This window comes from Burkholderiales bacterium (assembly GCA_035543335.1).
Classification (GTDB): Bacteria; Pseudomonadota; Gammaproteobacteria; order Burkholderiales; family JAHFRG01; genus JAHFRG01.
On sequence record DASZZH010000019.1, the window covers coordinates 1 to 25,498 of the forward strand.

A 25,498-nucleotide genomic window follows, 5' to 3' on the forward strand; every position below is an offset into this window, starting at 1 on the left:
CTACGGGCTGTTCCGCTTTCTGGTGGAGTTTACCCGCGAGCCGGACTCGTTTTTGGGCCTGCTTGCTCTTAATTTGAGCATGGGGCAATGGCTCTCGCTGCCGATGATAGCGGGCGGGATCTGGATACTGTGGTGGAGTTACCACAAACGAGTTTAAGTCTTGCGCGCCACGCGGAAACTCGTCGAGCGGAACGGTGTTGCTTTAAGGCGGCGTAATTTGCATATCCGGGTTGGTGAATGCGGGCGTTTTCCCGAGTATAATAGTTTCCCTTTCCGCAGTGGGGTCGTAGCTCAGCTGGGAGAGCGTCGCGTTCGCAATGCGAAGGTCGGGAGTTCGATCCTCCTCGACTCCACCATTCCCACTTCAAGTCGAAACCTGCCTGGGTAAAGTTACGATTACCTGCAAGCCGGACGTTTCCCGGTTTCTGCAAGCTATGTCGCCCCGGTGGTCGCGTGCAATACTGCGGGCAATGCTAAGACCCAATCCCGTGCCGCCGCTGTCGCGATTTCGCGAGGTTTCAATCCGGTAAAAGGGAGCAAATACGTTTTCCTGTTCTTCCGCAGGAATTCCCGGGCCTTCGTCCTCAATCTTCAGGACTAGATGCGCTTCTTCTTCCTGCACGATGATAGTCGCGTTGTTGCCGTATTTCACGGCATTTTCGATAAGGTTGTTGAGGCAGCGCTTGAGCGCACGTGGTTTGCCCACGAATGCAGAGGCGGTGTTACCCTTTATACGGACTTGGTATCCCATTTCTTCGAAATCAGCCTGCAGGCTTTCCAGAAGAGCCATGACGTCGATAGGTTGAAATTGTTCATCAACCTCCACGCCGCGCATAAAATCCAACGTCGTCCGAACCATTGATTCCATCTCGTCGAGATCTTTTGCAAACCTGGCCCTGAGCTCGGGCTCGTCAAGCAACTCAGTGCGCAAGCGCAGGCGTGTAATTGGCGTTTTCAGGTCATGGGACATCGCTGTCAAGACGCGAGTCCGGTCATTGACATAATTTGCCAGGCGCGACTGCATTTTGTTGAAGGCGTGTGCGGCACTGCTTACTTCGGAGGGGCCGGACTCGTCAATGGGGGGTCTGTTTATGTTCTCCCCAAGATTTTTCGCGGCTTCTGCCAGCGACGACAAAGGCTGCGTTACCCAGCGAACGGCGATAAGCGAGAGTATTACGACCGCCGCCAGCCTGACCGAGAGATCGAAAGCCAGCCGATATGGCCAGCGCCCCGGCTCCCTCGGAAACTGGTCCCGAAAATTGACGAGGGTTCCATCCGCCAAACTCACTTGGGCGGTAAGCGTCAAAGGCCGGAACCTCGATTGCTCCCGCCGCAATGTTTCAGCGTCCGGCTTGGGCCCACTTGGACCCGAACCCGTTTCTTCTCCGCTCGAACTTGCGTCGACGCCATACATCACCCGCGTCCTGATTGTCCTTTGACTGCCTAAAATGGATCGTAGCCCGGCTGCAAAATCCTGGGCTGTATCACCCAATTCAGGATCTGATTTTTCAACAAAACCAGCGCCGCTGCCCAACGATGCCGAAAACGTGTTGCTGTTGAACAACGGCACAACGCTGCGCCGCTGTTCCGCATTGAGCGCCTCCAGGACACGGACTGCGTCATTTATCTTTTGCGCGACCCGGGTAACCCGTATCTGAACGATATGCTGCTCCCGTTCCCGAAACAGGATGGCGGCGCTCAGAATCTGCGCGGCAATCAGCCCCAACACCAATACCAGCACCATGCGGCCGAAGAGGCTTCTGGGCAGCAGCCACTTCATCTTTCCATCTCCACCTCGGCGGCAAGTACGTAGCCTTCGCTGCGCACCGTTTTTATGATGGCCTGTTCTCTTGCATCATCGCCCAAGCGTCGCCGCAAGCGGCTTACCTGAACATCAATGCTGCGCTCAAAGGGTTCCGTCTCGCGGCCCTGCATCAGATCCATCAACTGGTCTCGCGTCAAAACCCGATTAGGGTGCCCCAGAAATATCCGCAACAAGCGGTACTCCGACCCGCTCAGCGGCGTCACCACACCGGCGGGCGACACCAGGTGGCGAGAAACTGCGTCGAGTCGCCAGTCCGCAAAACGAATCGCACGCGTTTCGTCAGGCTTAAGATTGTCGGGCAAAGATCTTGCGCGCCGCAGAACCACTTTGATGCGGGCGAGCAGTTCCCGGGGGCTGAACGGCTTCGGCAAATAGTCATCCGCCCCTATCTCCAATCCGATAATACGGTCGGTTTCTTCGCCGCGTGCGGTGAGCATAATGACCGGTGTTTGGTAACGTGCCCTCAACGACCGACATAGCAACAGCCCATCGTCGCCCGGCAACATGACGTCGAGTACGATTAGATCGACACGCCCGCCGTCGACAGCCTCCCACATGCCGCTGCCATCCTTTACCGCCGTTACGCGATAGCCGGATTTCGTAAGATACTCATGCAGCAGGCGCCTAATCTCGGCGTCATCGTCCACCACCAATATGTGATCCGCGACTTCCATGAAAAATTTATACCCCGTCTTTAAGTCATCTCGAAGCGCATTTTTGTAACACAATGTTACAGGTTCCGTTCCCGCCAGGATATGTTACAAAAATCCCGCTGGCGGAGAAGCCCCAATCACATTGCAGTGATTAAATAACAGATGTCGCACAGTGCTTGTCGGCGCGAATTTTTCGGCGCCGCCATGCTTTATATAGAGTTAAAACTGAAGGAGACCCAAGATGAAGACCTCGAAAATCATCCTTGCCATCGCCGGCCTGTCGCTGGCTGGGGGCATGCTTACCGGCGCAGCAGCGCCTCAAACGGCTTGGCAGGACAGGCCATTTAACCGGATGTTCAGCGAACAGTTGCACACGCAGCTAAAACTCATGCCCGATCAGGATCGGCAGTGGGAGGCGCTTAAAGATGAGGAAAGGTCGCTGCGCGAAAAAATGATGGAATCCCGCAGGCAGCTGCATGATGCAGCTGACGCGGAATTCGCCAAGCCCCACCTGGACTTGGCAGCCCTGGGTACGGCAGCGGACACGGCCCACGAGCAAATTTACGCAGCACGCAGGGATTTCCGTCAACATGCACTCGCGTTTTACTCCGGGTTATCGCCTGAGCAGCAAGAGGTAGTGATAAACGCCATCAAAGAAAAACGCCAACGGATGGAACGCTTCCTGGAAAAACGGCATCAACGCCAATCCGGGGAAGGTTGATGCCGAAAGAAAGTCAACTGATTAATCCGTCCATGCGCGCGGAAAGAAAGCCGCTTTTCGCCGGCGTGCCGCGCCGGCTGTGGATTGGGTTGTTGCTAATGTGCTTGCTGGCCGCAGCGGCGTATCCGCTGCTGACCAAACTTGGCGATACACAGACGTCTGCTTCCAAGCGCGGATCGGACTTGCCGGCCAAAAGCCAGCCCGTTGTGGTTGCAGCGGCGCAAACAGGCGATATCGACGTTTATCTTACCGGCCTGGGCTCGGTCACGCCTTTAAATACCGTTACCGTGAAGAGCCGCGTTGACGGACAGTTGCTCAAGGTGATGTTTAAGGAAGGCCAGTTCGTCCATGCCGGAGATTTGCTGGCGGAGATCGATCCGCGACCGTTTCAAGTGCAGTTGACACAAGCCGAGGGTCAAATGGCGCGCGACCAAGCCCTGCTGAAGAACGCGCAGCTCGACCTGGGGCGCTACAGCACGCTGTTTGCGCAGGATTCGGTCGCGAAGCAGCAACTGGACACTCAAGCAGCCCTGGTGCGTCAATACCAGGGTGCGGTGAAAACCGACCAGGGGCAGATCGACAGCGCCAAGCTGCAACTCGTCTACACCCGAATTACCGCGTCCATCGACGGGCGCGTGGGACTACGCCAAGTGGACCCGGGCAATATCGTCCACGCCAGCGATCAGAATGGTTTGGTGGTGGTTACTCAATTGCAGCCGGTCACCATCATCTTTACCATTCCCGAAGATAGCATTCCCCAAGTGATGAAAAAACTGCAGGCGGGTAACCCGCTTGTGGTAGACGCCTACGACCGTGCAGGCAAAACCAAACTCGCCACCGGTTTCTTGCTGACCGCGGACAACCAGATCGACCCCACCACCGGCACCGTCAAGCTTAAGGCGCAATTCGCCAACGACGACTACAAACTGTTTCCCAACCAGTTCGTGAACGCGCGCATGCTCATAGACATCAGAAAAGGCGCCACGGTTATAACGTCGGCCGCCATTCAGCGCGGCAGCCTGGGCACGTTCGTCTACGTCGTGAAACCGGACCAGACGGTGACGGTGCGGCAGGTGAAGCTGGGGCCAACGCAGGTTGAACAAACGGCCATCGAAACCGGCCTTGTGCCCGGTGAAATCGTCGTCATCGATGGCATGGACAAGTTGCGCGAGAGCGCCAAAGTCGAACCCGTCTCGCGCGACACGGGCGTGGCGTCCGCGATAAGTCGGCGTCCTCCAGATGAGGAACAACGTCGCGGAACGCGCAACGGGGCGCAGAAGGATACGTCCAAGAAACCCGGCAACGGAACCGGCGAATGAATCCCTCTCGTTTATTCATCCTGCGGCCGGTTGCGACCTCGCTTTTGATGCTGGCCATCTTGCTGTCCGGCATTGTCGCCTACCGACTGCTGCCGCTCTCCGCGCTGCCGGAAGTCGATTACCCGACCATCCAGGTGGTGACACTTTATCCGGGCGCCAGCCCCGACGTGATGACTTCGTCGATTACCGCGCCGCTCGAACGCCAGTTCGGCCAGATGCCGGGGTTGAACCAGATGTCATCGACGAGCTCGGGCGGCGCATCGGTGATTACGCTGCAGTTCAGCCTCGCGTTGAGTCTCGACGTGGCCGAGCAGGAAGTGCAGGCGGCCATCAACGCGGCCGGAAACCTGCTTCCCACGGACCTGCCCACACCGCCGATCTACAACAAGGTCAATCCGGCCGACGCGCCGATCTTGACGCTGGCGATCACGTCTAGGACGCTGCCGCTGCCCAAGGTGGAGGACCTGGTTGACACTCGGCTCGCGCAGAAGATTTCCCAGCTGCCGGGCGTGGGCCTGGTAAGCATCAGCGGCGGCCAGCGGCCCGCGGTGCGCATCCAGGTTAACCCGAAGGCCTTGGCGGCCTACGGCATGAGCCTCGACGATGTGCGCACCGCGATCGGCAGCGCCAACGTGAACCAGGCCAAGGGCAGCTTCGACGGCCCTGCCCGCGCCTCCACCATTGACGCCAACGACCAGCTCAAATCCGCCGACGAATACCAGCGGCTCATCATTGCCTACAGGAACGGGGCACCGGTGCGTCTGACGGACGTGGCCGAGGCGGTAGACGCCGCCGAAAACGCACGGCTCGCCGCGTGGGCCAATGACCAAGCCGCGTTGATCATCAATATCCAGCGCCAGCCCGGCGCCAATGTGATTGAGGTGGCGAACCGCGTCAAGCAGCTCTTGCCCCGGTTGCAGGCCACCTTGCCCGGCTCGGTGGAGGTGAGCCTGCTCACCGACCGCACTACCACCATACGCGCCTCGGTCAAGGATGTGCAGTTCGACCTGATGCTGGCCGTGGCGCTGGTGGTGATGGTGATCTTCCTGTTCCTGCGCAACGCCTCCGCCACCGCCATTCCGAGCGTGGCGGCACCGCTGTCGCTGGTGGGTACTTTCGGCGTGATGTACCTCGCCGGCTTCAGCATCAACAACCTGACGCTGATGGCGTTGACCATCGCCACCGGCTTTGTGGTGGACGACGCCATCGTGGTGATCGAGAACATCGCCCGCTACATTGAGCAGGGCGAGCCGCCGTTGAAAGCCGCGCTCAAAGGCGCCGAGCAGATCGGTTTTACGATTATCTCGCTCACTTTTTCGTTGATCGCGGTGTTGATTCCGTTGTTGTTCATGGGCGACGTGGTGGGGAGGCTGTTCCGCGAATTCGCGATCACCCTCGCGGTGGCCATCCTGATCTCGGCTTTCGTCTCGCTCACGCTCACGCCGATGATGTGCGCTAAGCTGCTGCGCTACACACCCGAGGCCGAGCAGGGGTGGTTCTATCGCAAGGGCGGCGCGTTCTTCGATGCAGTGATTCGGCGCTACGGCGTGATGCTCAACTGGGTGCTGGACCGCCAGGGCGCCACGCTGCTGGTCGCGATCGGCACGCTAGTGCTCACGGTGCTGCTGTATATCTACGTGCCCAAGGGCTTTTTCCCGGTGCAGGACACGGGCGTGATCCAGGGCATTTCCGAAGCCCCGCAATCCATTTCTTTCTCCGCCATGGCACAGCGGCAACAGGAGCTGGCCCGCGTGGTGTTGCAGGATCCGGCGGTTGAAAGCTTGTCGTCGTTCATCGGGGTGGACGGCACCAACGTCACGCTCAACAGCGGGCGCATGCTCATCAACTTGAAGCCGCTCGACGCCCGCGGTGTTAGTGCCGTGGACGTGATCCGCCGTCTGCAAGGGAAGTTCGCGCAAGTGGAAGGCATCACGCTCTATATGCAACCCGTACAGGACCTGACCATCGAGGATCGGGTGAGCCGCACCCAGTACCAGTTCAGCGTCGAGGACGCCGACCCGGACGAATTGAGCGCCTGGGTGCCCAGGCTGGTGGAGAGGCTGCGCCAGATCCCGCAACTTGCAGACGTGGCGAGCGACCTGCAGGATCAAGGACTGCAGGCCTATGTGGATATCGACCGCAGTACCGCGAGCCGGCTCGGCATCACGCCGGGGGCAATCGACAACGCCCTCTACAACGCCTTCGGCCAGCGTCTGGTTTCCACCATCTTCACTCAATCCAATCAGTACCGCGTGGTACTGGAAGTGCAGCCCGAGTTCCAGCAGGGTCCGGCGGCGCTGGACGACATCTACGTTGCGACCGCTCCGGTTGTCCAAGCGACCACGATTGCTCAACCAACGACCAGTAGTCCACAAATACCGCGGCAGGTAAAGCTCAGCACGATCGCGCGAGTGAGCGAGCACCCCGCGTCGCTGGTAGTCAACCATCTTGGCCAGTTTCCGGCGGCGACCATTTCGTTCAACCTGGCGCGCGGTGCCTCCCTCGGCGACGCGGTGAAGGCGATTCGCACCGCCGAACAGGAAATCAGCCTGCCGCTCAGCGTGCAGACCAGCTTCCAGGGCGCCGCGCTCGCTTTCAAGGCCTCGCTCAACAACACGCTGCTGCTGATCCTCGCCGCTATCATCATCGTGTACATTGTGCTCGGTGTGTTGTACGAGAGCTATATCCACCCGATCACGATTCTTTCGACGCTGCCCTCGGCCGGCGTTGGTGCACTGCTGGCACTCATGGTCTCGGGGAAAGACCTGGACATCATCGCGATCATCGGCATCATCTTGCTGATCGGCATCGTCAAGAAGAACGCGATCATGATGATCGACTTCGCCCTCGACGCCGAACGCCGGGAAGGCAAGCCGCCCCGTGACGCGATCTTCCAGGCCTGCCAGCTGCGTTTCCGGCCGATCCTGATGACTACCATGGCGGCGCTGCTCGCGGCGCTGCCGCTGATGCTCGGCACCGGCATCGGCGCGGAACTGCGCCAGCCGCTGGGCATCACCATGGTGGGTGGGCTGCTGGTGAGCCAAGTTTTGACGTTGTTCACCACCCCGGTCATCTATTTGGCGTTCGACCGACTCGCGCGACGTGTCGAGGCGCGCCGTTCGCGCAAAATTGACGGCCGCGAAGCTGACGGGGTACGGCCGTGAACTTCTCCGCTACTTTCATTGAGCGGCCGGTCGCCACGACTCTGCTCACCTTGGGCGTAACGCTCGCTGGCCTGGTCGCTTTCAAGCTGCTGCCGGTTGCGCCGCTGCCGCAGGTGGATTTTCCGACCATCTCAGTGCAGGCGTCGCTGCCGGGCGCGAGCCCCGAGACCATGGCCGCGACCGTGGCCACGCCGCTGGAGCGCTCGCTCGGCCGCATTGCAGGCGTCACGGAAATCACCTCGTCAAGTTCGCTCGGCTCGACACGCGTGGTCTTGCAGTTCGACCTCAACCGCGACATTGACGGCGCCGCCCGTGACGTGCAGGCGGCGATCAACGCTGCCCGCAGCCTGCTGCCCACGGGGCTGCCGAGCAATCCGACCTACCGCAAGGTGAACCCGGCCGATGCGCCGATCATGATTCTGGCGCTGACTTCGGACACCATGACGCAGGGCCAGATGTACGATGCGGCCTCGACCATACTCGCCCAGAAGTTATCGCAGGTGCAGGGCATCGGCCAAGTGAACGTAGGCGGCAGTGCGCTACCGGCGGTGCGGGTGGAATTAAACCCGGCCGTGCTCAACAAGTACGGCATCGGGTTTGAAGACGTGCGTGCGGCGATCGTGGCCACCAACGCGAATCGGCCCAAGGGCGCGGTCGAGGACGGCGATAAGCACTGGCAGATTTACGCCAACGACCAGGCCAAGAAGGCCGCCGAGTACCTGCCGCTCATCGTGGCTTACCGCAACGGCGCCGCGGTGCATCTGTCGGAGGTGGGTGAGGTGGTGGACTCGGTGCAGGATCTCCGCAATGCGGGATCGGCAAACGGAAAGCCGGCAGTCCTGGTGATTCTGTACAAGCAGCCCGGTGCGAACATCATCGAGACCATCGATCGGGTCAATACGCTGCTGCCTTTGCTGCACGCCTCGATCCCGAGAGCGATTGATCTGTCTGTCGCGCTGGACCGCACGCCGACCATCCGCGCCGCGCTGCACGATGTCGAGCGCACCCTCTTGATCTCGAGTGGACTGGTAATCATGGTGGTGTTCCTGTTCCTGCGCAACGTGCGCGCCACGCTGATCCCGAGTGTCACGGTGCCGGTGTCGTTGCTCGGAACTTTCGGCGTGATGTACCTGGCCGGCTACAGCCTGGACACTCTGTCTCTGATGGCGCTCACCATCGCCACCGGGTTCGTGGTGGACGACGCCATCGTGGTGCTGGAAAACGTTTCTCGCCACATCGAAGAAGGCGTGCCGCCCATGAAAGCGGCGTTACGAGGCGCACGCGAAGTGGGTTTTACTGTGCTGTCGATGAGCCTCTCACTGATCGCGGTGTTCATTCCCATCCTGCTCATGGGTGGCATTGTCGGCAGGTTGTTTCGCGAATTCGCTGTCACCCTGTCGGCGGCGATCCTGGTGTCGCTTGCGGTATCGCTCACCATGACGCCGATGATGTGCGCGCGGCTGCTGAAGCAGGAAACAAAGCGCAAGCAAGGGCGCTTCTACCAAGCAAGCGAGCGGGCGTTCGCCGCGCTGCTGCGCTGGTACGAAAGGACGCTCGCCTGGGCGCTGCGGCACGGGCGCTTCATGCTGCTGCTGCTCGCCGGCACCGTCTGCCTCAACGTTTACCTGTACGTAATCGTGCCCAAGGGCTTCTTTCCTCAGCAGGACTCCGGGCGGTTGACCGGCAACATTCAGGCAGACCAAAGCATCTCGTTCCAGGCGATGCGGCAGAAGCTTGCCGATTTCATGGAGATCATCCGCAAAGACCCGGCGGTGGAGAGCGTGGTCGGCTTCACCGGCGGCTCCCGGGTCAACTCGGGCTTCATGTTCGTCTCGCTCAAGCCGCTCAAGGAGCGCAAGCTGTCGGCGGACCAGGTGATTGCGCGGCTGCGCGGCAAGCTCGCGCGCGAGCCCGGTGCGAGCCTATTCCTGCAAGCGGCGCAAGACATCCGCGTGGGCGGGCGGCAGAGCAATGCCCAATACCAGTACACGCTGCAAGCCGATGAGCTCGGCGATCTTCGCACCTGGAGCCCGCAAATCTTGCAGGCCCTAAGCCAGTTGCCCGAACTGGCCGATGTGAACACCGATCAGGAGGACAAAGGTCTGCAGACCTCCTTGGTCATCGACCGAGACACCGCCGCGCGCCTCGGGGTGACGACGAACCTGATTGACGCGACGCTCAACGATGCCTTCGGTCAGCGCCAAGTCTCGACTATCTACAATCCGCTCAACCAGTACCGCGTGGTCATGGAGGCCGCGCCGCAGTACTGGCAAATCCCGGCGACGCTGAACAACGTCTATGTGAGCACGAGCGGCGGAGCGCAGGTGCCGCTTTCGGCTTTCGCACACTACGAGTTCACCAACACGTCGCTCGGCGTCAACCATCAGGGCCAGTTCGTAGCCTCCACGATCTCTTTCAACCTCCCGGTTGGCGTTTCGCTCTCCGACGCGACGCGCGCAATCAACGACACGCTTAACCGCATCGGTGCGCCAACCTCAATCCATGGCAGCTTCCAGGGCACCGCGCGGGCTTTCCAGGCCTCGCTCGATAGTCAACCGTGGCTGATCCTGGCGGCGCTGCTCACGGTCTACATCGTGCTCGGCGTGCTGTATGAGAGCTACGTGCATCCGATCACCATCCTGTCGACGCTGCCGTCGGCCGGCGTGGGAGCGATTCTTGCGCTGCTTTTGTTTCACACCGAGTTCAGCATCATCGCGCTCATCGGCGTGATTCTTTTGATCGGCATCGTCAAGAAGAACGCGATCATAATGATCGATTTCGCGCTCGACGCGGAGCGCAGGCAGGGGCTCGCCCCTGAGCAGGCGATCTACCAGGCGTGCCTGCTGCGTTTTCGCCCGATCATGATGACCACTATGGCTGCGCTGCTGGGCGCGGTGCCGCTTGCAGTCGGCTTCGGCGAAGGGGCGGAGCTGCGCCGTCCGCTTGGCATCTCGATCGTTGGCGGGTTGATGGTGAGCCAGCTGCTCACCCTATATACCACTCCGGTGATCTATCTATATATGGATCGCTTCCGCTTTTGGTGCCAACGGGTTTGGGCGAAGCGCACCGGTCTGGCCGCAACGCGCACGGCGCCGAATAGCGTCGGATGAAGAAGTTGTGGAGGTTAGAATGAAGCAAAGTTACAAGAGATTTTTCGCGCAGATGGCGCCGCTTGCGCTGTTGACTGCCTGCACTGTTGGTCCGGATTATGTCCGGCCGATGGTAGAGGAGCCGACTGCCTTCAAGGAGATGGACAGTTGGAAGACTGCCCAGCCAAGGGACCAGGAGATCAAGGGAAAGTGGTGGGAGTCTTTCAATGATGCGCCGCTCAACTCGCTGGAGGATCAGGTCAACATCTCAAATCAAAACCTGGCCCAATCGGAAGCCCAGTTTCGTCAGGCGCGGGCACTCGTCCAGTCCGCTCGGGCGGGTTATTTTCCGACCCTCTCCGCCGACGCCTCGGATATGCGTTCCCACCAGTCCTCGGGACTCAGAACCCGGCCTTCGGTTTCTACCGTCCCGATTACAACCTACTCGCTGTCGCTCAATGCCGCCTGGGAGTTGGACGTGTGGGGCAGGGTGCGACGGACAGTCGAAGCGAACCAGGCAAGCGCCCAAGCGAGCGCCGCGGACCTCGAAGCCGCGCGCCTCTCCGTTCAAGCCGAACTGGCGCAGAATTACTTCCAGCTCCGCGCCGTGGATGCGCAGAAGCAGCTGCTTGACGACACCGTCGCCGCTTATGAGAAGTCGCTGCGGCTCACCCAGAACCAGTATGCCGCCGGTGTTGTCGCCAAAGCGGACATGGTGCAGGCGCAAACCCAGCTCAAAACCACGCAAGCCCAAGCGGTCGATGTGGGCGTACAGCGTGCGCAGTTGGAACATGCCATTGCGCTGCTGGTCGGAAAACCCGCGTCCACTTTTTCCATTCCAGTTGCGCCTCTCGCCGTAGCGCCGCCACCGATCCCCATCGGACTGCCCTCGGAATTGCTTGAGCGCCGGCCCGATATCGCGGCGGCGGAGCGGCGGGTGGCGGCCGCAAACGCCCAGATCGGGGTGGCCAAGGCGGCGTACTTCCCGGCGATCACTCTTTCCGCGTCAAGCGGCTTCGAGAGTTCCAGTTTCGCTAGGTGGTTCACATTGCCCAGCCGCTTTTGGTCGGTCGGGCCGGCGATCGCGGAAACCCTGTTTGACGCTGGCTTGAGACGCGCGCAGTCCGACCAGGCCATCGCGGCCTACGATGCGAACGTGGCTGCTTATCGCCAAACCGTGCTGACCGGGTTTCAGGAGGTGGAAGACAACTTGGCGGCAGCGCGCATTCTCGAGCAGGAAGCCCAAGTGCAGGATGAAGCGGTGCAGTCCGCCCGAGAATCCGTAGCCTTGACCACCAATCAGTACAAGGCGGGAACCGTCAGCTATCTGAATGTCGTCACGGTACAGGCCACGGCGCTGAGCAACGAGCGGACTGCGGTGGACATCCTCAACCGCAGACTGACTGCCAGCGTGCTCTTGATCAAAGCGCTGGGTGGTGATTGGAATATATCGGGTTTGCCAGCGAGCGCGGATCTGGCGATTAGTTCGAAGTGACCGGCTCCATAAAAAGAATAGGTATGCGTGGGCCCGTGTTACTTGGCGAGGCCGCATTAGGTCCGCATACTTGGATTATTTTAGAGCTCTGTTTTCTTTCAGTATCGTCTCGATTTTGTCAAACGGCACCGGTCGGCTGAACAAGAAGCCTTGCATCTCGTCGCACTTTAACAGCCCGAGAAACTTGGATTGTTCTTCCGAGTCCACGCCCTCGGCGATCACCTTGAGATTCAGTGAATGCGCGAGGGAAATTATCGTTGATACGATGGTCATGCTGTCCGGATCCTGCACCATGTTGACGATGAACGCGCGGTCGATCTTCAAGGCGTTGACCGGAAGCTTCGCCAGGTAGCCCAGCGACGAATAGCCGGTTCCGAAATCGTCAATCGCAATGCCGACCCCCATTTCCCTCAGCGCCTTAAGCTTGCGAATATTGTCCTCGATGTTTTGCATAATCAGGCTTTCGGTGATTTCCAGGTCGAGATTTTGCGCGTCGACCGCCTGCTCCGCAACGGCCCGCCTTATTGTGTCGACAAAGTCTTTTCGCCTCAGCTGAATCGGCGACACGTTTACCGCAATGCGCGTATTCAGACCTTTGGCGCTCCACCGCCGGTGATCAGCCGAAGCCTGGCTGATTGCCCAGTAGCCGGCATCGAGTATCATTCCGGTTTCTTCAAGCAGGGGGATAAATTTCATCGGCGGCACCAGCCCCGTTTCCGGGTCCTGCCAGCGGATCAAAGCTTCAAGCCCGCTCACCTGCCGGCTGGCGAGATCGACTTTCGGCTGGTAGTGCAGCACGAACTGCTGCTTTTCCAAAGCCACACGCAACTTGTTCTCGAGAGCCAATTTTTCGGTGACGCGGGCGTTCATCTCCGGAGCATAAAAAAGATATCGCTCGCCCGAAGTTTTGGTCCGGTTCAACGCGGCTTCCGCGTTCCTGAACAGCGTTTCGGCGTCGTCCCCGTCATGCGGGGACAATGCCACACCCACTTTCACGGCGATGCGGAGCTCCTGGCCGCTCACTTTGAAAGGCTGATTCAGCGGCAGGAAAATTTTCTGCTCAATGACATCAGCGATTTCCGCATCTTTGCGCACGTTGGTTATCGTGGCCGCAAACCAGTCTGCCGCAATACGTCCCACGCTGGCGGCGCTTCCTAATGAATCAGTCAGCCGCTCCCCCACCTGCTTGAGCAACGCATCCCCGCCGTGCCGGGACAGGCTCTCGTTAATTTCCCGGAAGCGCTCAATGTCCACGAAAGCCACTGCCGCGCGAGTTCCTTCGATGCGCGCTGCCTGGAGGTTTTGATTGAGCCGGTCGTAACAGAGCGCACGATTGGGAAGACCGGTTACCGTGTCATAGTAAGCGAGGTATTTGAGCTTTTCTTCTTTTTCGATGTACTGTAGAGCGAACGATATATCGCCCGCCAGCTCCGTCAGCAACTCCATCTCGTCTTTGTCGAAGAAATCCGGTTCCGCGGCGTAGAGGCCCATCACCCCTATCGCCTCGTCTCCCACCACAAGTGGCAGGCCTACCAACGACTGGTAGCCGCGTTCCAGCGCGTCTTTCTGCCAAGGGGCAAGCTGGGTGTCTTGGGCAATATTGTTGCAAACCACCGACCTCTTAAGGCGCAACGCTTGGCCGCCCGCACTGTAGCTGCCGGGTTCGTCTTCCAGTGTCGTAACACGGATCTTCTTTAGGTAGCCGTCTTCGTGGCCGGCCCAAGCCAAAGGCACGACGAGGTTCGCGCCGGGCGGCAGCACCCCGATCCAGGCCATCCGGAACTTGCCATGCTCCACGGCGATGCGGCAGGCTTCTTCGAACAGCTGCTGCCGGTCGCGAATACGGACAATGGCGGAGTTGATCCCGCTCAGGACGGAGTAGATCCGGTTGAGCCGTGCGATCTTTTGTTCCTGTTTTTTGCGCTCGGTAATGTCTATGCCTACTCCGGTGAGATAGGCCGTGTTGTCTATCTTGATGCGCGAAGCGGTGAGATAAAAAGGCGTCTTTTTTCCACTCTTGGATAACAGGCGTACTTCCACAGCGGACTCGCCTTTGGCAAGGGCTTCCTGCATTTTTTCCTCGCTGAGGGCCTTATCTTCCTCGGCGACAAAATCGGATGGATTGGCTTGAGCGATCTCCGCGCCGGTGTACCCGGACATTTCCTGAAAATGCCGGTTCCAGCGCAGTATTTTTCCCCGCTCGTCAATAAGGTAGTAGATTCCAGGCAGGCTGTTGATCAACGACTCGGAAAAATTCTTTTCCTGCAACAGATTCAGCTCCGCCCGCTTGCGGGCTGCACGCTGCCCCTCTTCCCGCAGCGCCTGTTGCACGGAAGGCGCCAATCTCCGCAAATTGGTCTTTAACACGTAATTCTTGGCGCCGGACTTCAGTGCCTCGATCAGTTTTTCTTCCCCGATCGTGCCGGAAACAAAAATGAAAGGTATGTCCGGTCGTTTTTCCTTTACTGCCGCGAGTGCCGCCAAGCCGTCGAAACCCGGCATGCTGAAATCGGAAAGAATAATATTAGGCGCAAATTGGTCGAGCTCCCTGCGGAGGCCCTGCTCATTGTCGACCAGCCGCGTGCTGCAGCGGATTCCCCCGCGGTGCAATTCCCGCACCATGAGCTCCGCGTCTGCCGGGTTGTCCTCGACTATTAGTATTTTCAGTTCCGGTTCCACGCGACCTCTATTCGTCACCGGCAATCCCGCTTGGTGCTCTATGCGGGGGAGTGGGACCAGGCAGCGCGGCATTTCCCGGGCTGTCGGTCGTATGCTGTAGATCGGGCATCTGCATGAAGAGTTAAATGACTACGCACTCCGCTAATGAAAACGACCGTAATAATAACTGACCTCTCGCCAGAAAACAGCGCTTCCGTTACTTAGAACATGCCAAAAAAGCGATTAATCGTCACGGTTTTAAGCAAAATCTAACAAAATGATAGATTTTGCCCTTTACCTGGGCAGAATTTTCATGTTTTATATATTTTTACATATAGACGAAAATAGTGTGCCCGGCAAGTTGGCAGTTCGAGACAGGTGTCCGGCCATCTCCTACAATAGGTTTCAGTTATTCGAAAGAGAGCAATGCAAGAAAAGGAAAGCGCAACACGAACAACCTGGAAGCACTCAAGCAGTTTGCTGCTTGTGGAGAGCACAGTTAAGAAAACACATTGCGCCTTTCTTGTAGACGCTTTTGATGCTCTTCAAAAAATCGACTGAACTGACAAGCCAAGAGGACGCAACCCCATGCCCTATGCAATCCGCATCCACGAAACTGGCGGGCCCGAAAAAATGCGCTGGGAAGAAGTCGGGGTTGAAACACCCGGTCCCGGGCAAGTGCTGGTGCGCAACACCGCAATCGGGCTTAATTTTATCGACACCTACCACCGCAGCGGACTGTATCCCGTGGCGCTCCCCGCCACGCTGGGCATGGAAGGCGCGGGGATCATTGAAGCGGTGGGACCGAAAGTAAGCGGGTTTAAAATCGGCGAGCGCGTCGCTTATGCGCAACCGATCGGCGCTTACGCGGAGCTTTTGCTGCGCCCGGCCGACCGGCTGGTCAAAATTCCCGCCGGTATTGACGACAAGATCACTGCGGCCATGATGCTCAAGGGCATGACGGCGCAGTATCTGCTGCGGCGCACTTATAAGGTCAAAGCGGGCGATACGATTTTGGTGCACGCGGCCGCCGGCGGCGTGGGCCAGATTCTCTGCCAATGGGCGAAATACTTGGGCGCGGCCGTGATCGGCACCGTCGGCAGCGACGAAAAGGAGAAGCTCGCGAAAAAAGCTGGCTGCAGGCATGTTATCGTCACTGCAAGGGAAAAATTTCCGGAACGGGTCAAGGAAATCACCAAGGGCGCCGGCGTGCCGGTGGTCTACGACGGCATCGGCAGGGACACCTTTATGGGTTCGCTCGACTGCCTTGCGCCCTTGGGCATGATGGTGAGCTACGGCAGCGCTTCGGGCGCGGTGCCGCCGTTCGAGCTTGCCGTCCTTTCCCAGAAAGGCTCGCTGTTTCTGACGCGCCCGACCTTAATGACCTACACTGCGAAGCGCGAGGATCTGCTCAAGAGCGCAAGCGAACTTTTTTCGGTGGTGAAAAAAGGCGCGGTCAAGATCACCGTCAATCAGACCTATCCTTTGCAAGAAGCAGCGCAGGCGCACCGCGATTTGGAGTCGCGCAAAACCACCGGCTCCACGCTCTTGTTGCCTTAAGAAACGGTTATTCGCTAAATTGTTTTCGTACACAGATAGCGTCAAATTGGGTTTCACTAGGGGAGGCTAAGCATGGGGGAGGCGATTGCAAGGATTGTTGCGTTCTTTCTTCGCGCGCGCGCCCGAAACACACAGCTCGCTCTTGGTATATTTGTCTTTTCCGGAATCGTCCTGTTGCTCGTACAGAGTTACCTGGCAATCGATCGGGATCTTACCGAAAGCACCTTGGCTAGGCGTCAATCCGTGTCCTATCTTGCTGCAACAATGTTGTCGGAAAAGTTTGACCGTTTAACAGACGTCGGGCGTTCGTTTGCAACTCGCGTTCAATTTCGCCAGCTGATCGGCGACGGGAAATGGAATCAAGCGAGCGAAATTCTCAGGAGTGTACCGCAAGACTTCCCGTTCATCGAACGCCTCTTTCTGACAGATCCCTCCGGATTAATGATGGCGGATATACCTGAACTGCCCGGAGTCAGAGGCAAAGATTTTTCCGACCGCGACTGGTATAAGGGCGTGAGCCATGGATGGGAACCGTATGTCTCCAATGTCTATACCCGATATGCACAACCGCAGTTTAATGTTGTTGCAACTGCCGTTCCAATCAAAGGCAATAAACAAGAAGTGCTAGGCATTTTAGTGTTACAGGTAAGATCGGATACGCTTCTCGAATGGATTAGGAGCATTGACATTGGTCCGGGTGGGCTAGTGTATGTCGTAGATAGGAAAGGGACACTTGCCTCACATCCAATACTTCCCGTGCAAGGCAAACTCGTGGATTTTTCCACAGTGCCGTCTGTCCAGAGGACGCTGCGGGGTGAGAGGGGCATTGATATTTTGTTTAATCCAATAGACAACGAGGAACGTGTTGTCGCTTATGAGCCGATAACCAAGTATGGCTGGGGGGTCGTCGTTGGGCAACCCAAAACCGAAGCGTTTGCGGCGAAAGATGATCTTTTAAGGCGCGTCCTCATCGCATACGCATTGATTGCGGTCCTGTTTATTATCTTGGTGTATCTAATCTCTCGCATTTACCTCCACCATAAGCAGAGGGAAGCGGACCGCAAGGCCAAAGCCGAGCTCGAACAGCGTGTCGTCGAACGCACTGCCCAGCTCGAAGCCGCCAACGAGGAGCTCGAAAGTTTCAGCCATTCCGTATCCCATGATCTGCGCGCGCCGCTGCGCCATATTGACGGTTTTGTGGATATGTTGCGAGAGGAGTGCGGTTCGGCTTTGAGTGATGTTAGTCAGCGCTATCTTGGGATCATTTCCGACGCGGCGAAACAGATGGGCAAGCTGATTGACGATTTACTGTCTTTTTCTCGAACGGGCCGTGCCGAGATGCGACAGACGGTGGTCGGCATGGATGATTTGGTGAATGAAGTAGTGCGAGAAATGGGGGGCGACACGCGGGGCAGAAATATCGAATGGGAAGTTCATTCCTTGCCCAAAGTCTACGGGGATCGCGCCATGCTCAAACAAGTCTGGGTGAATTTACTCTCCAATGCGGTTAAATATACCCGGCGGCGCGAACAGGCGAAGATCAAAGTCGGGTGCAGCGAGAAAAATGGTGAATTTGAATTCTGCGTGCAAGACAACGGCGCGGGGTTTGATATGGAATACGCCGCTAAACTCTTTGGGGTGTTTCAGCGGTTGCACCGGGCCGATGAGTTTGAGGGAACAGGTGTCGGCTTGGCCAACGTGCAGCGGATCATTCATCGCCATGGCGGACGGACTCGGGCCGAAGGCAAGGTTGATGAGGGCGCGACTTTTTGTTTCACTCTTCCTAATTCTCATAAGGAATAGTCCATGACAAAGCTAAAACCAATTCTGCTGGTTGAAGACAATCCGAACGACGTCGAACTGACCTTGGCGGCTTTAAAGAAATTCAAAGTGGCCAACGAAATTGTGATCACGCGCCACGGCGGCGAGGCGCTGGATTATCTTTATCGGCGGGGGCAATTCCAATCCCGCGATGACATTTATCCCCTGGTGGTGTTTCTTGATTTGAAAATGCCCAAGGTGGATGGGCTGGAAGTGCTGAGACAAATGAAAAACGACAGCGCACTCAAGGTCATCCCGGTCGTCATGTTGACCTCATCGCGCGAGGAGGCGGACCTGGTGGAAAGTTATCGATTGGGGGTTAATGCTTACGTTGTTAAACCGGTCAACTTTCAACAATTCGTAGAAGGCATCGGACAAACGGGAATATTTTGGGCTTTCCTCAATGAGCCGTTCCCGAAATAGGTTTGGAGTAGGATACTGTGACGCAATTATTCTGTTTGACCCCGGCTTTACTTTGCGTGACATTGGAATTCGATTTGGCAAACATCACAAATGTTTGGCTTAAAGTGATGCTATAAAGCCTCTCACATTTTTAAGAAAAAGCCACGTCGCTTAAAAAAGGCTTCACGCCGCCGCGGCACCCTCGTTCCCGGCGCCCCTTCACGATACTTTCATCGGCAGAATCACCATCTGCATGCCTCTTAAGTGCAAGCGTCTTTGCATGATGAGCGCAGTCTGGTTGTGCAGCCAGCGCGTGAGGAAATTGTCGTGCTGGAAAATCAGCTTGCTGGCGAAGAACACGCAGTTGGGAAATTGCTGCGCCACTTTTTCGGTGAGCTGGGTGAGGTCATCGACCGGGTCGCAGCCGAAAACTTGGTAGGCGGCGGCGGCGAGCCCATGACTGTGGCAGAAGCCGGTGTAGTATTTGAGCGAGTTGCTGATTTTTTGTTGCAATGCGGCCATCGTCTCTTTTGCGTCGTAGCTTTGCGCATCGACTTCGCCCGCGGCAAGGAAAACGAAATTCTTGAAATGGTTGGGGAACAGCCGCTGCACCCACAACAAAGTATGCATGCCCACGCCCAGATTTTTGCCCACCAGAAACACTGCGGTAGGCTGTGACGGGTCGAGCACGGGCGGCGTGATCTTCTTCTCGTCCCAGTTGGGTTGGGCCACGAACAACTCATCGATTTTGCGCAATTGGCCGCGCACCTCGTCGTAGTGGCTGCGAATCAGCAAGCACACCCCGATGACCATGCCGGTAATCAACAGTGTCACCCAGCCGCCTTCGCTGAATTTTTCGACCACAATCACCAGCAGGATGCCGCTGGTGATTGCAAGGCCGGCTATCGAGAGCAGTAACCTGCGGCGCCAATGCTCGAGCGACTCGCGGTTGCGCCACCAGTGCACGCACAAACCCATTATCGACATCGAAAAGGTCAAAAATACATTGATGCTGTACAACACCACGAGAAGGTCGACACTGCCGCCGGTCCAAATGAGGATAGCCAGCGCCGCGACGCCCATCAGGAAAATCCCGTTCTGCGTCACCAGGCGGCTCGAGAGCTGGCGGAACTGGCGCGGCACCCAGGAATCTGCGGCCATGTAGGCCATCACCGAAGGTCCGCCGAGAAAACCGGTGTTGGCGGCGACGAGCAGCAATCCCGCTTCCAGCGCCAATACCACCGCCAGAGCCAAGCCGTTAATCCATTCGCTTCCCCCGCCGAGGCTCGAAATGATGCCCTGGAAGACCACTGCGTTAAGCGTTTGGCCTTCCACTGGTTTGGCCTCCCACAGCAGGTAAAGCAGAATGATGCCGCCCGCAGTAAACGCCAGCGACAACGCCATGTAAAACATGGTGAGCTTGCCGGTACGTACCCGCGGCTCGGCCAGCCGGTTGATGTTGTTGGACACCGCCTCGATGCCGGTGTAGGTGCCGCCGCCCAGCGAATAGGCGCGCAAAAACAGCGATGCGACAAACAACCAGCCGGTTTCGCGGGCCAGGCTTGTCGTTTCGTTCAAGGTGTCGGGTATCAGACGGGGGAGACTGTCGGCATGCGCCTGCACGCCGTAGACGATAAGCAAAACATGGGTTATGACGAAACCAAGAAAAATCGGCAGCAAGACCTGAACAGACTCCTTCATGCCGCGCAGATTAAGCCCCATCAACATCAAGATCAGGATAATTTCAGCGAACAACTTAAACGGTTGAGCACCCACTGGCAGCAGGCTAAACAACGCATCTACGCCACTCGCCACCGAAATCGCGATAGTCAGCACATAGTCAACGATCAACGCGGAACCCGAGACCAGCCCGGCGTGCGGGCCGAGCAGTTGTGTGGCTACCTTGTAACCGCCGCCGCCGGAGGGGAAAAGTTCGATGACCTGGTTGTAGGCGATCGCAATGACAAAAACCGTGAGCGCGGTCGCCACCGCCATGTAAAGACCGAGATGAGTATGCGTGCCGAGCGCGCGAAACGCTTCTTCGGGACCGTAAGCAGATGAAGACAGGCCGTCCGCGCCAAGCCCCACCCACGCCAGGAACGCGATCAGAACAATATGCTGGCGGGTTTCCGGTTTAAGCGGGTCGAGCGGGGCACCGATTATAAACTTACGGAGTTTTTCGAAATCAGGCATGCGTTATTGTTGTGCCTGCGGCTTACGATGGTCTCTCAATTGTATTTCAATCCGGCGCGCGAAAATCTGCATCTCTTTCGCGGCCTGCTTGTCGCCTTTTTTTTCGGCCACCTCGATTCCCCGCTGATACGCATTCAGTGCATCCTTGAGCTTGCCGCATTCCGTGAGTGCTTTCCCCAAAAGTTTCCACGCTGCCGAATACAGAGGATCATGACGCACCGCCTCGCCCAGGTGTTGTGCCGCAGCCGCAAACTCGCCGTTTTTCAGATATTCGTTGCCCAGGCTGAAGCGCAGCAACGCGTCGTCGCGGCCCGCCGCCAGCATTTTTTCCAGATTTGCAATGAGCGGGCTCACCGGAGGACTTGGATTAACATTTGCGAATGCGGTTATGATAGCGCAATCCGGGCATTCCGTGAGGCAAAATCGGTGTTGAAACCGGGCAAACCTGATAACATCGCCGTGAGTTTTTTGCGCTAAAAACGCCCGGCACGCGGGTTGACCGGCGAATAATTGTAAGGAGCGTGATATGGCAAAAAAAAATATTCAAACCGACGCCGCGCCGAAGGCTATCGGTACTTATTCACAGGCGGTGCGCGCAGGTCAAACCGTTTATCTCTCCGGCCAGATCGGGCTGGATCCGGCGAGCATGCAACTGATGGAGGGAATTGAAGCGCAGATTATGCGCGTGTTTGAAAACCTGAAAGCGGTGGCGCAAGCTGCGGGCGGCGGCCTGGATAATGTGGTCAAGCTCACGGTGTTCCTGACTGACCTCGGCCATTTCGCGCGCGTCAACGAAATTATGGCCAAATACTTTCACGAACCCTATCCGGCGCGCGCGGCGGTGGGGGTGGCCGCGCTGCCGCGCGGGGCGCTGGTGGAAATAGACGCGGTGCTGGTACTGAGCGAGTAAGGTGTGAGGAGTCAAGGGTGAGGGGTGAAAAACAGAAAGGCGGACCCGCTTATCCTTCAAAGAAACCGGGGACTCCTCACGCCATCACCGGTATTTCCAGGAGCACGCAGGACAAGCTCGCCAAGCTGGGCATCGCTACCCCGCTGGATTTGGTGTTGCACCTGCCGCTGCGCTACGAGGACGAAACGCGGCTTTATCCCATCAGAGACGCGCCCACCGGCCAGACCGTGCAGGTCGAAGGCGTAGTGGTAAATACCGAAATCCAATACCGCCCGCGGCGCACGCTGGTCTGCCAAGTGGAGGACGGCACCGGACCGCTGGTGATGCGCTTTTTCAATTTTTACGGCAGCCAGGTGAAAGCATTGGCGCCCGGCGCACGCGTGCGGGTTCTGGGGGAAATCCGCCAGGGTTTTTTCGGCGCGGAGATGGTGCATCCCAAATACCGCATCGTACGCGGCGACATGCCGCTGCCGGATTCGCTGACTCCGGTTTATCCGACGACTGCGGGCCTGTCGCAGGACACCCTGCGCAAACTCATCAAGCACAGCCTCGCCGAAAACGATCTTGCGGAGAGTCTGCCGCGACAGATATTACAGGCGTTCAAGCTGCCGGGTTTCAGGGAAAGCGTGTTGTTTTTGCACCAGCCGCCACCGCGGGTGAAATTGCCGCAGCTGGCACAGCGCGATCATCCGGCGTGGCGCAGGATCAAATTTGACGAACTGCTGGCACAGCAATTATCCATGCGCCTGCATTACCGCGAGCGGCGCAGCCGCGTTGCCACGGCCTTGCCCAAGCGCGGACAGCTTACACGGGCCTTGCATCAGGGATTACCGTTTGTTTTAACTGCTGCCCAGCGCCGGGCAATGGAGGAAATCGCCGACGACCTTTCCCAGCCTTATCCGATGCAGCGGCTGTTGCAGGGCGATGTCGGCAGCGGCAAAACCATCGTCGCCGCTTTTGCGGTGCTGCAGGCCATCGAGAGCGGTTGCCAGGCGGCGATCATGGCGCCCACTGAAATTCTCGCCGAGCAGCATTATCACAAATTTTCGGGCTGGCTTGTGCCCCTGGGTATAAGAGTGGTGTGGCTTGCCGGCAGTTTGAGTAAAAAACAAAAGCAAGTTGCGCTGAAAAGCGTGTTGCAAAGCGAAGCAACGCTGGTAATTGGCACTCATGCGCTGATTCAGCAGCAGGTGGAATTCCGTAAATTGGGCCTGGCCATTATTGACGAGCAGCACCGCTTTGGCGTGCACCAGCGCTTGGCGCTGCGCATCAAGGGCAGCCGGCCGGGCCTGCAGCCTCATCAGTTGATGATGAGCGCCACGCCGATCCCGCGGACTTTAAGCATGAGCTACTATGCAGACCTCGATGTGTCGGTCATTGATGAACTGCCGCCCGGGCGGGTGCCGGTTACCACCAAGCTGGTCGCCGACAGCCGGCGCGCCGAAGTGGTTGCCCGGGTGCGCGATGCCTGTGTGGCGGGCAAGCAGGCGTATTGGGTGTGCCCGCTGATCGAAGGGACCCTCTCTCCTACCTCTCCCCCGTTGGGGGAGAGTGACAATGTTCCCCTCTCCCGCCGGGAGAGGGGTAAGGGTGAGGGCGCGGAGGCGCTGCAGCTCAAGACCGCGCTCGAAACTTATTCCGTGTTAAAGAGCACATTTCCCGAATTAAAAATCGGCTTAGTGCACGGGCGGCTCGCCAGCCAGGAAAAAGCGGCGGTAATGCAGGCGTTTCAGCAGGACGAAATCCAATTGCTGGTGGCGACCACGGTGATTGAAGTCGGCGTGGACGTGCCCAATGCTTCGTTGATGGTCATCGAGCATGCCGAGCGCATGGGGCTGTCGCAACTGCATCAGTTGCGCGGGCGAGTCGGGCGCGGCGAGCAGAACAGCGTGTGCATTCTGATGTACCAAAAGCCGCTGGGCGAAACGGCGCGGGCGCGGCTTAAAATCATTTTTGAAATCAACGACGGCTTCGAAATCGCCAGACAGGATTTGCTGCTGCGCGGGCCGGGCGAGTTTCTCGGTGCGCGGCAGAGCGGGACGCCGCTGTTGCGGTTTGCCGACCTCAACAGTGACACCGATTTGCTGGAAGCGGCACGCAACGCCGCCGCACGCATGCTCACCGAATTTCCGCAAGCGGTAAACGCGCACCTCGCGCGCTGGCTGGGCGGCAGGAAAGACTATCTTCGAGTATAGGAACCTTTGATTCAGTCCTTCGCGGTAACAGAGGTTCCTTGGTGGCATAATAAGCGGTCTTCTTCACACACTCTGTAAACCGGTGAAACAAGCATGGCGGCGGCGCCTGACCAATCCGCCGCATTCTTATCATTCCTGGTTGACTTCGCGCGGCTCGCTCACCCAGCGTATCCAAATGCGTTGCAGCGCGTTCAGCGTGCGCCATGTGTGGCAAAGCTGGCGCAGCCCTGCCGCGATGAATCAGCCCTGGTGGGTGCGCGGCGCGGCGAGCTGGTCATGTTACGCGAAGTTAATCTTTATTGCGGCGAAACCCCGGTGGTGTTTGCACATAGCGTGCTCGGCAGGCGCAGTCTGCGCGAGGCTTGGTGCTCCATCAGCCGGCAGGGCGTGAAACCCTTGGGCGCAGCGCTGTTCGCCAATCCGCTGGTCAAGCGTACGCCTCTGTATTTTAAAAAGCTCACTGCGCATCATGAGCTTTATCACAGGGCATGCCGGTTGCTGAAGACCCCGCCGAATCACTTGTGGGCAAGGCGCTCGGTATTTATTCTGCGAGACAGGCCGGTAATGGTGACTGAAATATTTCTTCCCGGAATTTTGGAGCTTTCACGATGACGTTCAAGGGGCGCCTCAACCTCTATGAAAAGCTGATGCGGCTCGATAAGCCCATCGGCATTCTGCTTTTGCTATGGCCGACGCTGTGGGGCCTGTGGATTTCCTCTTACGGCCGCCCGAACTGGGTAATACTTTGGATTTTTGTTATGGGTACGGTATTGATGCGGTCAGCCGGCTGTGTCATCAATGACTACGCCGACCGCAATTTCGACAAGCAAGTCGAGCGCACCATGAACCGACCGCTTGCCAGCGGCCAAGTCAGTACTGGAGAAGCGCTGCTGCTGGCCGCGGCGCTGGCGCTTTTTGCATTTTTGCTGATTCTCCCGCTCGACCATCTGGTGATTCTGCTTTCGGTGCCAGCGCTGCTGATCGCCGCGACCTATCCTTTCACCAAAAGATTTTTTGCTATTCCACAAGCTTATTTGGGCATCGCTTTCGGCTTCGGCATCCCCATGGCCTATGCCGCGAACGTTGGCGCGGTTCCTCCGATCGCCTGGGTGCTGCTCCTTGCGAATATGTTCTGGTCAATTGCCTACGACACCGAGTACGCCATGGTGGACCGCGACGATGACATCAGGATCGGGATTAAAACTTCCGCCATCACTTTCGGAAAATACGATGTGCTGGCGGTGATGCTATGTTATGCCGCCATGCTCGCGATACTTGCCGGTGTCGGCCTGCGGTTTAAATTCGGAGTATTTTATTACGCCGGGCTGCTTACGGCCGCAGGCATAGTGGGCTATCACTACACCTTGATTAAAAGCTGCGAGCGCGACAAATGCTTCAAGGCGTTTCTGCACAACAACTGGGTGGGCGCGGCGATTTTTGCCGGCATCGCGCTCGACCGTTACTTTACGTTTCCATAGCTATTTCTGAACGGG

The 25,498-nt window shown here is 58.0% G+C and carries 18 protein-coding genes and 1 tRNA gene; 14 read left to right on the forward strand and 5 right to left on the reverse strand.

Annotated features, from left to right (window positions below):
* The coding region (locus VHE58_03800; GenBank protein HVS26407.1) for a prolipoprotein diacylglyceryl transferase family protein at positions 1-157 on the forward strand (157 nt) is incomplete at its 5' end.
* Between the two features lie 123 nt (positions 158-280).
* Positions 281-356, forward strand: a tRNA-Ala gene (locus VHE58_03805).
* An 8-nt stretch (positions 357-364) separates the two neighbouring features.
* Here VHE58_03805 and VHE58_03810 read toward each other — a convergent pair.
* Both VHE58_03810 and VHE58_03815 read right to left on the reverse strand, forming a co-directional pair.
* Positions 365-1,780: an ATP-binding protein gene (locus tag VHE58_03810; GenBank protein HVS26408.1), complete on the reverse strand. Its 1,416-nt coding sequence runs from the start codon at positions 1,778-1,780 to the stop codon at positions 365-367.
* Entirely contained in the window at positions 1,777-2,499 is a 723-nt protein-coding gene (locus VHE58_03815) for a response regulator (GenBank protein ID HVS26409.1), read from the reverse strand. The genes VHE58_03810 and VHE58_03815 overlap by 4 nt, the downstream gene beginning before the upstream one ends.
* Before the next feature lie 220 nt (positions 2,500-2,719).
* Between VHE58_03815 and VHE58_03820 the strand changes: the two genes are divergently transcribed.
* The 5 genes from VHE58_03820 to VHE58_03840 are packed head-to-tail and all read left to right on the forward strand — an operon-like array spanning position 2,720 to position 12,266.
* Positions 2,720-3,199, forward strand: coding sequence for a Spy/CpxP family protein refolding chaperone (locus tag VHE58_03820; protein HVS26410.1), 480 nt, complete (start codon positions 2,720-2,722; stop codon positions 3,197-3,199).
* On the forward strand, positions 3,199-4,518 hold the full coding sequence (locus tag VHE58_03825; protein ID HVS26411.1) for an MdtA/MuxA family multidrug efflux RND transporter periplasmic adaptor subunit: 1,320 nt from the start codon (positions 3,199-3,201) through the stop codon (positions 4,516-4,518). The genes VHE58_03820 and VHE58_03825 overlap by 1 nt, the downstream gene beginning before the upstream one ends.
* The gene (locus VHE58_03830) at positions 4,515-7,682 is read left to right on the forward strand and encodes an MdtB/MuxB family multidrug efflux RND transporter permease subunit (protein HVS26412.1); all 3,168 of its coding nucleotides are present in this window, start codon (positions 4,515-4,517) and stop codon (positions 7,680-7,682) included. The genes VHE58_03825 and VHE58_03830 overlap by 4 nt, the downstream gene beginning before the upstream one ends.
* Entirely contained in the window at positions 7,679-10,792 is a 3,114-nt protein-coding gene (locus VHE58_03835) for a multidrug efflux RND transporter permease subunit (GenBank protein HVS26413.1), read from the forward strand. Before VHE58_03830 ends, VHE58_03835 begins: the two co-directional genes overlap by 4 nt.
* Before the next feature lie 19 nt (positions 10,793-10,811).
* Entirely contained in the window at positions 10,812-12,266 is a 1,455-nt protein-coding gene (locus VHE58_03840) for an efflux transporter outer membrane subunit (protein HVS26414.1), read from the forward strand.
* Between the two features lie 75 nt (positions 12,267-12,341).
* On the opposite strand, the gene VHE58_03845 is transcribed toward VHE58_03840, so the two are convergent.
* Positions 12,342-14,963, reverse strand: a complete 2,622-nt coding sequence (locus VHE58_03845; GenBank protein ID HVS26415.1) for an EAL domain-containing protein — start codon at positions 14,961-14,963, stop codon at positions 12,342-12,344.
* 549 nt (positions 14,964-15,512) lie between these two features.
* Between VHE58_03845 and VHE58_03850 the strand changes: the two genes are divergently transcribed.
* The 3 genes from VHE58_03850 to VHE58_03860 all read left to right on the forward strand — a co-directional run bounded on the left by VHE58_03850 (position 15,513) and on the right by VHE58_03860 (position 18,728).
* Positions 15,513-16,484, forward strand: a complete 972-nt coding sequence (locus VHE58_03850; GenBank protein ID HVS26416.1) for a quinone oxidoreductase — start codon at positions 15,513-15,515, stop codon at positions 16,482-16,484.
* Positions 16,485-16,556: 72 nt separating this feature from the next.
* Positions 16,557-18,287: an ATP-binding protein gene (locus tag VHE58_03855; protein HVS26417.1), complete on the forward strand. Its 1,731-nt coding sequence runs from the start codon at positions 16,557-16,559 to the stop codon at positions 18,285-18,287.
* A 3-nt stretch (positions 18,288-18,290) separates the two neighbouring features.
* Positions 18,291-18,728, forward strand: a complete 438-nt coding sequence (locus VHE58_03860; GenBank protein HVS26418.1) for a response regulator — start codon at positions 18,291-18,293, stop codon at positions 18,726-18,728.
* 198 nt (positions 18,729-18,926) lie between these two features.
* Here VHE58_03860 and VHE58_03865 read toward each other — a convergent pair whose 3' ends face one another.
* Positions 18,927-20,900: an APC family permease gene (locus tag VHE58_03865; protein HVS26419.1), complete on the reverse strand. Its 1,974-nt coding sequence runs from the start codon at positions 20,898-20,900 to the stop codon at positions 18,927-18,929.
* A gap of 3 nt (positions 20,901-20,903) precedes the next feature.
* Entirely contained in the window at positions 20,904-21,254 is a 351-nt protein-coding gene (locus VHE58_03870) for a tetratricopeptide repeat protein (GenBank protein HVS26420.1), read from the reverse strand.
* 172 nt (positions 21,255-21,426) lie between these two features.
* Here VHE58_03870 and VHE58_03875 point away from each other — a divergent pair, with 172 nt between their 5' ends.
* The 4 genes from VHE58_03875 to ubiA all read left to right on the forward strand — a co-directional run bounded on the left by VHE58_03875 (position 21,427) and on the right by ubiA (position 25,483).
* Positions 21,427-21,810 carry a RidA family protein gene (locus VHE58_03875; protein ID HVS26421.1) on the forward strand — a complete coding sequence of 128 codons (384 nt, stop codon included), beginning with the start codon at positions 21,427-21,429 and terminating at the stop codon, positions 21,808-21,810.
* A gap of 17 nt (positions 21,811-21,827) precedes the next feature.
* Positions 21,828-24,005, forward strand: a complete 2,178-nt coding sequence (recG, locus tag VHE58_03880) for an ATP-dependent DNA helicase RecG (protein ID HVS26422.1) — start codon at positions 21,828-21,830, stop codon at positions 24,003-24,005.
* A gap of 93 nt (positions 24,006-24,098) precedes the next feature.
* A complete protein-coding gene (locus VHE58_03885; GenBank protein HVS26423.1) occupies positions 24,099-24,617 on the forward strand; it encodes a chorismate lyase in 519 nt (172 codons plus the stop codon).
* Complete coding sequence (ubiA, locus tag VHE58_03890) at positions 24,614-25,483, forward strand: 4-hydroxybenzoate octaprenyltransferase (GenBank protein HVS26424.1); 870 nt, start codon at positions 24,614-24,616, stop codon at positions 25,481-25,483. The genes VHE58_03885 and ubiA overlap by 4 nt, the downstream gene beginning before the upstream one ends.
* Positions 25,484-25,498: the final 15 nt, after the last annotated feature.